The sequence below is a fragment of the Kribbella sp. NPDC056345 genome, from assembly GCF_042262745.1.
Taxonomy (GTDB): domain Bacteria; phylum Actinomycetota; class Actinomycetes; order Propionibacteriales; family Kribbellaceae; genus Kribbella.
The window spans coordinates 32,505-42,358 of record NZ_JBHJQQ010000027.1; the positions used below are offsets into that span (position 1 = coordinate 32,505).

The 9,854-nt window shown below is 70.1% G+C and carries 15 protein-coding genes; all 15 read right to left on the minus strand.

Going from position 1 to position 9,854, the window contains the following annotated elements:
- Positions 1-918: hypothetical protein (locus ACFCV3_RS41760; protein WP_376040862.1), on the minus strand; the 918-nt coding region annotated here is incomplete at its 3' end.
- A gap of 286 nt (positions 919-1,204) precedes the next feature.
- Positions 1,205-1,468, minus strand: a complete 264-nt coding sequence (locus ACFCV3_RS41765; RefSeq protein WP_376040864.1) for a hypothetical protein — start codon at positions 1,466-1,468, stop codon at positions 1,205-1,207.
- A 97-nt stretch (positions 1,469-1,565) separates the two neighbouring features.
- The gene (locus ACFCV3_RS41770; protein ID WP_376040866.1) at positions 1,566-1,943 is read right to left on the minus strand and encodes a hypothetical protein; all 378 of its coding nucleotides are present in this window, start codon (positions 1,941-1,943) and stop codon (positions 1,566-1,568) included.
- Positions 1,940-2,473, minus strand: coding sequence for a hypothetical protein (locus tag ACFCV3_RS41775; protein ID WP_376040869.1), 534 nt, complete (start codon positions 2,471-2,473; stop codon positions 1,940-1,942). The genes ACFCV3_RS41770 and ACFCV3_RS41775 overlap by 4 nt, the downstream gene beginning before the upstream one ends.
- Positions 2,470-2,985: a hypothetical protein gene (locus tag ACFCV3_RS41780; RefSeq protein ID WP_376040872.1), complete on the minus strand. Its 516-nt coding sequence runs from the start codon at positions 2,983-2,985 to the stop codon at positions 2,470-2,472. The genes ACFCV3_RS41775 and ACFCV3_RS41780 overlap by 4 nt, the downstream gene beginning before the upstream one ends.
- On the minus strand, positions 2,985-3,692 hold the full coding sequence (locus tag ACFCV3_RS41785) for a M48 family metalloprotease (RefSeq protein WP_376040875.1): 708 nt from the start codon (positions 3,690-3,692) through the stop codon (positions 2,985-2,987). The genes ACFCV3_RS41780 and ACFCV3_RS41785 overlap by 1 nt, the downstream gene beginning before the upstream one ends.
- Positions 3,689-3,856, minus strand: coding sequence for a hypothetical protein (locus ACFCV3_RS41790; RefSeq protein ID WP_376040878.1), 168 nt, complete (start codon positions 3,854-3,856; stop codon positions 3,689-3,691). The genes ACFCV3_RS41785 and ACFCV3_RS41790 overlap by 4 nt, the downstream gene beginning before the upstream one ends.
- A 41-nt stretch (positions 3,857-3,897) precedes the next feature.
- Positions 3,898-4,557: a hypothetical protein gene (locus ACFCV3_RS41795; RefSeq protein ID WP_376040879.1), complete on the minus strand. Its 660-nt coding sequence runs from the start codon at positions 4,555-4,557 to the stop codon at positions 3,898-3,900.
- A complete protein-coding gene (locus ACFCV3_RS41800) occupies positions 4,554-6,836 on the minus strand; it encodes a hypothetical protein (RefSeq protein ID WP_376040881.1) in 2,283 nt (760 codons plus the stop codon). Before ACFCV3_RS41800 ends, ACFCV3_RS41795 begins: the two co-directional genes overlap by 4 nt.
- Before the next feature lie 128 nt (positions 6,837-6,964).
- Positions 6,965-7,969 carry a hypothetical protein gene (locus ACFCV3_RS41805; protein ID WP_376040884.1) on the minus strand — a complete coding sequence of 335 codons (1,005 nt, stop codon included), beginning with the start codon at positions 7,967-7,969 and terminating at the stop codon, positions 6,965-6,967.
- A gap of 1 nt (position 7,970) precedes the next feature.
- Positions 7,971-8,408: a hypothetical protein gene (locus ACFCV3_RS41810; protein WP_376040886.1), complete on the minus strand. Its 438-nt coding sequence runs from the start codon at positions 8,406-8,408 to the stop codon at positions 7,971-7,973.
- Positions 8,405-8,812, minus strand: coding sequence for an RRQRL motif-containing zinc-binding protein (locus tag ACFCV3_RS41815; RefSeq protein ID WP_376040888.1), 408 nt, complete (start codon positions 8,810-8,812; stop codon positions 8,405-8,407). The genes ACFCV3_RS41810 and ACFCV3_RS41815 overlap by 4 nt, the downstream gene beginning before the upstream one ends.
- 5 nt (positions 8,813-8,817) lie before the next feature.
- On the minus strand, positions 8,818-9,039 hold the full coding sequence (locus ACFCV3_RS41820; protein WP_376040889.1) for a hypothetical protein: 222 nt from the start codon (positions 9,037-9,039) through the stop codon (positions 8,818-8,820).
- A 145-nt stretch (positions 9,040-9,184) separates the two neighbouring features.
- Positions 9,185-9,472 carry a WhiB family transcriptional regulator gene (locus ACFCV3_RS41825; RefSeq protein ID WP_376040894.1) on the minus strand — a complete coding sequence of 96 codons (288 nt, stop codon included), beginning with the start codon at positions 9,470-9,472 and terminating at the stop codon, positions 9,185-9,187.
- Positions 9,473-9,495: 23 nt separating this feature from the next.
- A partial coding sequence (locus ACFCV3_RS41830; protein ID WP_376040892.1) for a hypothetical protein occupies positions 9,496-9,854 on the minus strand: 359 nt, incomplete at its 5' end.

The following is a 9,854-nucleotide window of genomic DNA, read 5'->3' on the forward strand; positions in this document are numbered from 1 at the left end:
AGCGGTCGACTTCACCCCGTGAGGAACTAGCTCAACCTGAGGAAGACCAGAAGGGAAAGCACTACGTGCCGGTCCTAAAGGAAGGGCCAGAATGTCGACATTTCGCAGACCTTCGAACGGATTGCTGTGGACAACCTCCCCGGGCTTATCCACAGGCTGCTCAGCTGCGGTGCTGGCCGTCTGGGGTGCGGCCGTCGACGGAGCAGCTGCAGGGCCCTCCTGGGTGCTGTCAGCGGTGCCTGAGGCGGCGGGGAGCAGCTGGATAGGGGCAGCGTTGCGCAGACGGCTCAGCGCCGTACGCAGCCGCTGGTACGGGGTCATGGTCCGCTTCGTGGCACCGGCGGCCAGGAGGGCGTCGACGTCGTCGAACGACTCCTGGGCCAGCAGGTCGGCCGGGTGCTCACCGGTGACCATCGCCTGGGCAAAGGCCTGCGGGACGACCAGGGCGTACTCGGGGGTGTGGCCGCGCTGCTTGGAGCAATGCTCGCGCCAGATCGCCAGCCTGCGGTCCTTGGAGAAGTACTTCGACTCCTCCACCTGCACGGCCAAACCGAGCCGTTCCAGGGCCCGCCAGCACACCCGCACTGTCTCTTCCGAGCGGCCCATCGCGGTCGCCAGCGAGCTGTAGACGCGGCGGGTTTCCCGGCCACTGTCGTCCTTGGCATCGGCAGCCACCAGCGCCGCGAACTCCAGCAGCCGGGTCACCGAGACCTGACGATGAATCAGCGTTGGGAACCACACGACGGCCATCGTCACCAGGTAGAGCCACTGGTCGCGGTGCGTCCAGGCCGGCAGCTGGCTGTAGGCGCCCTCGGTGGCCTCGCGGGAGTCGTGGCACCGCGGGCCCCGATCGGCGTGCAGCCCGGTGTGGACGCGGGCCCTCAGGTGCCGGCCGACCATCCGTATGTCGGCGTTCATGCCGCGGACCAGGTGAACCGATCCGGCGACCGCCAAAATGCCGTTCAGATCGGCTTTGGCGCGGTGCTGGTGAGGAAGCTGACGCGGGCGGCGGGGCGTGGGACTTGCGGAAACGGGGGTGGAACGTGGCATTCTTGACACAGCGAGAAGCCCCCTTGAGGGGTGTTGTTGGTTGGCCCTCGCGCGCAGCTTTGGCCGGCGTGGCGCGAAGGTTGGCTTTCTGGAGGCCCGTCCCTAGTGGACGGGCCTCAGTGCTTTATGAGGTTGTCTGAGGCATTTCGATGCGTCAGGCGCCGATGGGCAGCTCCTGGACGCCTTGTTCACGGGCAAGACGCCGAGCAGCGGCTGCCTTCTTGCGGAGGCGCTTCTGCTTCTCGGCTTCGACGTATTCGGGCTCAGGGAGGTCCTGGCTGCGGGCGAGCCGTACGGCAACCCAGTCCCCGAACGGGATCCCGTCCGCGTCGGCCAGTTGCCGGTACAGCTCCAGATGCTCGGTCGGCAAGGACAGGCTCGTGAGCGTCCGTCCTGGCTTGATCGGTTTCTGAGGCATGCCCCTGGTTTATCCGCATTGCGAATGCGGATACCGGAGGCGCGCCGGGAGTTGCAGGAACTTCTCACGCCGTCACGCTGTGTCGAGCGGTTCGCGTTCATGAGCACACCCCGGCATCGGTAAGCGTGACTCTCTCGGGCGCCTTGAGGCAGTGGGTGCAGTGGCGCCACAGGTGCCCGCAGTACTGGGCTTCCTCAACGGGGCGGGAGCCTCCGAGGTACTTCCACCGGTTGAGGCAGTTGCAGGTCTGCCATGGGGTGAGCTGGTGGCCGTCGCGTTCGCACTCGAGTGCGGCCACGCAGGACGGGCACCAGTGGTGCCCGTCCTGGCTACGCCATTCGTGCTCGGCGATGTACGCGAGGGCTTCGGCGGTGGTGTCGAAGTGAATGACGTACTGCTCGCCGTCGGCTTCCCACCAGTCGGTGCCGCAACGCTCGCACTCGATGGTGATGCAGACGTAAGGCTTGATGCTCACTGGCCGGTGCTCCACAGGGCGCGCAGGTCGCTGGTGGCGGCCCGGAACGTCATCACGTTGCCGATCGCCACGCCTGCCGCAACCAGCTCGGCGCTGGGGATGAAGTGCGGCTGGAACGCGTCGGGCAGCCACCACACCGGCTCGGTCTCGACGTCGCCGGTGGTGTCGATGATTTCGAGGTTGCTTGCCAGGCACCAATCTTCTGGATGGCGCTCGAGGATCGTGCCGTCGGCGTCAAGGAGGGCTTCGACCATGAAGCAGTCCGCGGCGCCGTCCTCGACGTCGTCGGTGACTGTCAAGGCGATCGAGTGGGCGTCGGCCAGGAGGTAGCCGAGTGCGGCCAGGATGAGGTCGGCCCGCTCCTGCAGGTCGGTCGCCGCGTTGCGCTGGGCCAGGATCTCGTTGATGATCCGCTCGGTTTCCGGGTCGACGTCGTCTTCGTCGTACTCGTCGACGTCGAGGTCCAGCGCGGCGTCCAGGTCGCAGTCGAGGTCCTTGTCCGGGACGACGGTGAGGGTGGGGTTGTTCATCGGGGGTCTCCTTCGGCGCTGTGTGCGGTGGTCATGGTGGTGGTGGTTTGGTGGATCTGGTGGTCGGGGTTGCCGTCGGCCAGGAACTGGAGCCAGCCGCCGTCGTAGCTGCTGCGGACTTGCTGCAGGAGCTCGTCGGTGGTCAGGGCCTCGAACTCGTGGCCGGCGTCGACGCCGGCGCCGCTGGCGTCCCAGAGCCATTCGCGGGCCGCGTGGACGATGGAGAATCGCGCCTCGCCGGGGATCTCGTCGGCTTCGAGCAGGTAGGGGTCGGATAGGAGACCGGTCCAGCCTTTGGGGTGGTCGGACTCGACGTGGTGAGCGGTCTCGACGTCGTCCAGGCCGGTCGCACCGGCCATGAGGGCGGCATCGACCAGCCAGTCGCGGGCGATCTTGTAGATGACAGTGGTGTCGACGCCGTACGCGGCCGCGACGATCGCCGCTTCGGCCGGTGCGGCTTGCCGGGCGAAGGCCGGGTCGGTCACACCACGCGGGATCCGGTTGCGGATCATCACGCCTCCTCGACGGTGCCGGCGGCTTCCAGCACGGCGGGCTGGGCGGTGCGGCGGGCGTTCCGCATCAGGCGGTAGCCGCGGTATCGGCCTCCCAGGTCGGTACCGAGGTGGGTGTCGAGGTAGCTCCACAGCTGGTCGACCTGGTCGGCGGTCAGGGGCGCGTACTGGGTGGTGAAGTCGTCGGCCTGGATCTCCTGCACCAGCTCCCAGGCCCAGTTCGCGAGCTTCATCAGGCCCCAGGCCGCCGCGGCGAGGGTGAGCAGGAACTCGGCGCCGCGGGCGCCGATGCTCCAGGACAGGACAGCCGCAGCGGCGGTGACGGGCCAGACCGCGAGGGCGGCGAGGTGGTCGACGGCGGTGTGCAGGCGGCCGTGGCGGGTGACGTGTCCGAGCTCGTGGGCCAGCAGGTGCCGGCCGATCTCGGGGGACAGGTCGGACAGAACCGGCGCGGCCAGGTAGATGGTCGCGGGCGTGGCCGGTTCGGTCCGGCGGAAGGGCTGGTGGACTTCGGCCAGGCCGCCGTCGCCGATCGCGTCGCCGGGCTCGCGGTAGCCGATCCAGGGCACCACGACGACGCGGGTTGCGGGGCAGCCCGCGGCCGTGGCGATCTCGTCGACCATCGCCTGGACGGTCGGGTCCTGGTGTTCCCACCGGTCGTCGACCTCGGTGGGGGTGGTGGTGTCGGGTGCGTGGTGGGTGGTCATTTGATGGTGATCTCCTCGACTTTGAAGCGGCGGCTGGCGAACTTGCGCCGGCGGGCTGTGGCGGCCGCGTCTTCGCTCAGGTAGTGGTCGGCGCCGACGGTCTTGCCGGTCTTGGTGTCGCGGATGACCCAGATGGTCCGTTCGGGCTTGCTGGGTGGCGTCATGTGCGCGGCCTCTCGTTGGGGTGGCAGGGGGAGTTCAGGGGTCAGGAAGCGGCCGGGCGCCGGCGCGGCAGCGGCTGGGGACGGGGAACCAGGACGAAGAGGCTGAGGACGGTCCAGGCGATGACGACCAGGCCGGTGGTGACGGGCCGGTGCGCATTGGTAGTGGTGCCGGCCCAGACCATCGCGGCGGTGGTCGCGCCGAAGACCAGCCACAGGGCCTTCGCGACCAAGTGGTGGAAGCTGGCGGCGAACCACAGCAGCGCGCCGGTGACGCCCCAGATCCAGGCGGCGGTTTCGGCGGTGATCGGCAGGCCGGTGGTGTGGGTGGTGAGCCAGTGCATGAACGGGTCGGCAGCGATCTGTCCGGCCGGGAGAGCCTTGGCGAGATCGTCGAGCGGGTCACCGGTGACGGCCCACCCGACAAGCCGGCCCAGGATGCTGAGGATCAGCAGCGCCATGGCCAGCCCGCCGATGGCCGACCCGATGAGCCGGAACGCTCCCTCGGGGTTGGCGTCGACAAAGGCGACGACCCGGCGGGCCCGGTCGTTCAGGGTGTTGAGGGCGGTGGTGGCCCAGGCCGGCCACTCGGAGGTGGTCTTGCCGGTCTCGGTGCTCGAGGTGGTGTCGGGGTCGGTCATGGGGATGGTGTGCTCCTGAGTGGTGGTGGGGGTGATTCCGGCGGCATCGCGTACGCCGGTCATGCGTTGACCGTGACCTGGTGGTCGACGGACACGTACACGCCCTTGGAGGGGCGGGAGACGATCTCCATCGCGATCAGGTCGTTCAGGCGGCGGGTGATGGTGCGCCGGTCCTGCTCGAAGTGCGGGACGATCTGGTGCATCCGGACACCGGTCGCACCGCCGAGCCGGACGATCGCGAGGATCCGGGCGTCGACGACGTCCTTGTCCTCGTCGCGCTGCTGCAGCTCGGCGAGGATCTGCTGGGTGGGCTCGTCGAGCAGGTCGGCCATCCGCGACGGTTCCTGCTCCCCGGCCAGTTCGGCCAGCGAGATCGCCGGCAGCGGCTTGTCGTCTGCGAACTCGGCGGCGAACTCGGCTGCCTGGTCGGCGATGCGCTGCCGGGTCGCCGAGACACCGTCGGCGTCCTTGTGCTCGACGATCCGTTCCCGGCTGGACTGCTCAGGGGTCACCGGAACGTGGCGGTTGTTGCCGACGTCGACGACCTGGTGCACGTCGCCCGGCACCATGGCGGCCGCGTCGGCGGCAGCTGCTTCAGCCTCGGCGTTCGCGACCGCCGTGGCCACGGCCGCGATCTCTTCCGTGCCGGTCGCGGCCGCAGGGTGGGCTGCAGCCGTCACGGTGTCCTGGACGGCGGGGGCGAAGTTGTAGCGGGTGAAGATCTTCGCCGCCCGGGCCTCCGGGGCCGGCCTGCGGACGCTGAGGCGGGCGCCGGTCTCCTGGACGACGTCGGGATCGAACATCGCGTAGGTACGGGTCGGGCGCGGGTCCTCGATCCGGCCGAGATCGGAGATGTAGCACAGCCCGGCGATGTCGAACAGGCTGGTGTTGAGGTCGCGCCAGTCCTCGGGGAAGACGTAGCGCACGTCGCCCTTGCGGCCCATCCGGAACCCGACACGGGTCTTGAACTGGCCGTCGAGCTTGCCCGATCCCAGGCTCTCGACGTCGGGGCGCTGGGTGCCGAACCGCAGCCGCACACCTTCGGAGCGGCCCTTCTGGCCGATCTGCAGGATCAGGTCGGCGCACTCTTCGTCGGCGGCCAGGTCGTAGCCCTCGTCGATGGTCAGGCTGATCATCGGCTCGGTCTCGGTGCACTTGAAGCTCGGCGTACGGCGGGGACGTGACGCGCGGTCCTTGATGATCTCTACCAGGGCGCGCAGCATCATCCGCGCCTTGGCGACGTCGGTGATCGGCGGCAGGTAGAGGCAGTCGCTCAGGGGCAGGTAGGGCTGGCCGAATTTGCCCAGGTCGATCACGATGCTGATCGAGTCGCGGCAGGCGAGCTCGTGGACCATCTCGTCGACCATGCCGGCCGACTTGCCCGAACCGTTGGCGCCGGCGAACAGGCCGTGGCGGGCACCGTCCTTATCGATCAGGACGGTGGTGATCTCCTTGCCGGTCTCGTCGAGACCGAACGGGGCCTCGTCGTAGATCGAGCGCGACATCGCGGTCCAGCCCTCGACGGTGGCCGGGTGCGGGATGATCTTGCCCTTCTTGAATGGGTCGTCGGCGACCACGGCCAGGTTCACCCAGTCGGAGCGGTCCTTGTCCTCGCGGACCCGCAGCGCTCCCGGGCGCACCTTCAGCGCGGTCTCCAGCCGGCCTGCGGCCTTCTTGACGTCATCGATGGTGTGGCGGCCCGGGACCAGCTGCAGCTTGGCCTCCCAGTTGATGCCCTTGCCTCGGTACTGGCGCAGCTTCGTACCGCCCAGGTCGACCAGCTCGGCGATCGCCGGCCAGGCCTCCACGGTGCGGTCGGCCACGATGTGGTCGCGGACGCGGCGGTGGTACCACCACGGGATCCCGGCGCCCAGCGTCGCGATCCCGAGCAGGCCGGGCAGCGGCGCCGTGGTGGCACCGGCCGCGGCGGCCGCGGTGAGCCAGACACCAGCCGCGGCCGCGACCGACGAGGTGTAGATGCGCTCGGACAGGCGGGGGAAGGCCTGCTTGGCCCACCACCAGGCGCCGGCGTTGCCTGCGACGGCGGCACCGGCGGTGATCAGCGGGTGCACGTACTCGTGCGCGCCCGCGCCGGCGGCGAAGGTCGCGGCCGATGCATACAGCGGGGCCATCTGCCAGCGGTAGCGGTGCAGGGTCGCGCGCAGCTGCTGCGCGGACAGCCCGGCGCCGGCGTCGTCATAGTTGGGGTTGTTGTTGCTGCGGCGGGCGGCCGCGAAGAGGCCGCTGCGGTTGGTACGGCGGTCCGTCCGGCGCTGCCGGGCCTGCAGGTTCGCAGACCGCCGCGCCTTGCTACGCGATTGCGTGCGGGGCTTGCGTGCCATGTCGGTTTCTCCGTTCAGCTGACCCGGACGATCCGGGAGGAAATAGAAGGGGTTGGGGTGGGCAGCCGTTGGCCTGCCAGCGCCCACGGCGCTGTCCCGGCCACCCACCCGGATCGGGAGGGGTTGGTTTAGGCGGCGCCGGCGTCCCAGAAGCCGTCGACCGCGACCTTGCGGGCACCGGACTCCATGGCCGCGAACTGGTCTTCGTAGACCTTGCGGAAGGTGGTGCGGGAGTCGCGGAAGGCCCGGCCGACGGCGGTCGCCACGGTGTCGGCGGCGTCGTAGATCGGCCGGGTCACGCGGGGGTCGATCTTGATGTCGCTGTCGAGCATCTCGGCGTAGCCGGTGATGCTGTCGGCAATCTTGGTGAAGGCCATCGCCAGCTGCCCGAGCATCTCCTCGAGGTCTTCGGCGGTGTCGGGGTGTTCGTCGGCCAGGTTGTCCGCGGCGCGGACCAGCTGCTGCAGGTTGGCCATGGTGGGCATGCTCCTCGTGGTGTTGTTCCAGTGGGTGTTGACCGCTGCGGCTGCAGCGCTCGTAACGGCGGGGCTCCGGGGCGCCCCGAACTGCGGCCGGGCGACCGGCTTCGCGGCCCCGGCCGTGGCCAACTTCTCCGCCACGGTCAGCGGCTTGGCGACTACCGGCCGGGGGGCGGTGGTCGCGTACGGTGCGAACTTCTCGGAGACCGTCCGCGGACCAGCGGCTGCCGGTACGGCGGGCTTCGGCGCCGGGGCGGGCTTGAGCTCGTTCGCGGCCACGCCGTTCTTCAGCCGGGCTGGGATGGCGTAGGTCTTGCCGTGGCCGGCCAGGTGGTCGCGGTACTGCTCGGCGGTGAACTTCGAGCCGGGGCACTCACCGCAGGTGTAGGTCGCCGAACGCATCGACCCGGTCAGCCGCCGGCGCTCGATCGCTTCCACGACACCCAGGCCGATCGCGCGGCCGCGACGCCCGGCAACCGACGCCGCCTTCTTCGCGCCCGGCTTGATCACCCGGTCACGTCCCCAGCGGCCGACCCGCTTGGTCGACGACCACGAGCGGTTCCAGCCCCACCGCACAGCACGCTTGATGTGCCGCTTGGCCCGCGCCCCGATCGTGGAGCTGCGGCTACGGCGACGGCTCTTACGGGTAGCCATCTCAGACCACCGCCTTCGCCCACGCCGTGGCCTCGCTGTACTGGCCGGGGCCGTTCTGGCCGTCGACCAGGCCGGCGACCGTGGCCGCGCAGTTGGCCAGCCAGGCATTCGTCAGTGCCGCCAGCAGCAGGTCGGTGGTCGACGACGTCGAGGTCTCAGGACTCGACGTCGCCGCCTCACCGGGCTCCGGTACGGCGTACGTGCCATCCTCGAGCCGCACGACCTGGTGCGTCTGCTCGAGCACGACCAGGCGCAGCTCGGTGACCGAGATCGGCTGCTTCAGCCGGTGCGCCAGCGCCGGCACCGACATGCCGCCCTGACGGGCGGTGCCCAGGTGACGCAGAACATCGGCGTCGGTCTGGCTCAGCGTCTGCGGGATCCGGTTGGTGGCCAGGGCCAGCAGCCGCTCGGACTCGCGGTAGTGGTCCGGGCCGTTCATGCCGCCACCACCCAACCGCGGTGCTGGTCGGCCAGTACGGCGTGGTCGCCGCACAGCTGGTCGGACTTGCGGACACAGTGGTCGGCCACGTGGCCGGCCGCGCAGGTCTGCCGGGCGGTCATCGCCTTGAGCAGCGACGCGAGCTTCGCCGGCGACGCCGGAACGATGTGCCGGGCAAAGGCCCGCACGTACAGCCACGCGAACCGGCGGCCGCGCTTCCACACCAGCTTCGCGAACGGCTCGCGCCCGCCCGGGTTCAGGCCCTCGGCGCGCAGCTGCCGCTTCGTGGCCAGACCCGGCGGTGCCAGGCGGAACCCGAACGTCGGGCACCCGTCGACCATGCGGCCAGGCCAGCGATCGTGCTCGCTGCCCTCCCACAGATCGATCCATTGAACAGTCGGCATCGGTCTCAGCGCTCCTGAGGGCGGTAGTGGTCGAAGTGGGTCAGTTCGTGCTCGAGCTCGGTGCGCTGGGCGGTCGCGGTGTCCTGGTCGACCGGCTTCGCGGCCGCCGGGCGGCCCCATCCGAAGCCGGCGGTGTACCGCTCGGCGACAGCCGTCTCGTTGTGGTTCTGGCCGTAGCGCTCGTCGACCAGCTGTTCCAGCTGCGGCAGCTTCTGCGCGGTGCTCACAGCGCCTCCAGCAGATCCGCGACGTGACAGCCGCGGACGCGGACCGGCTTCGGAACGCAGCGGTGCCCACGTGAGGCCTTTCGCGCGGGGCGCAGGCGGCGGAACCGCGGGAACCACCCGCATACCGCGCAGCCGCGCGGGGCGCTCATGCCGCCCGTCCGGTCTGCTGGCGCTGGTTGCGGCGCTTCAGCTTGCGGCGCTCGTCCTCGTCCAGGCCGCCCCAGATGCCGTCGTCCTGACCGGCCTCCAGCGCCCACGACAGGCACTGCGCGCGGACGGGGCAGCGGCGGCACACCTGCTTGGCCTCTTCGGTCTGCATGATCGCCGGGCCGGTGTTGCCGATCGGGAAGAACAGCTCCGGGTCCTCGTCGCGGCACTCCGACAGCTGGCGCCAGTCGGGGGTGTCGCGGCGGTCGCGGTCCTGCGAGTTCAGGCTGGCGTTGTCGAAGATCGTGCTCACCAGTCCACCCCCCGACCGATCTGGACGCGGGCCGAACGGAGCAGGCGGGCGTACAGCCAGCCCGTCACACCGGCACCGGCCGCCAGCAGGGCCAGGTGGATCCACAGGCCCGAATAGATCGCGACGCCCAGCGTCGCCAGGTAGATCGCGAACATCGGCGTCGCGTAGTCACCGCGCGCCTGGTGGCCGTCGGAGGCGTCATCGGCGATCCAGGACGCCGGACCCATGCCGATCAGCAGCGAGCCAAGCGCGCCGGCGAATCCCGCCGCCAGCGCGGCCGTGCCCGGAGCGCGGTCGCCGGCCATCCAGACCGAACCGGCCAGGCCGGACGTACCGACGCCGACCCACTTGGTCC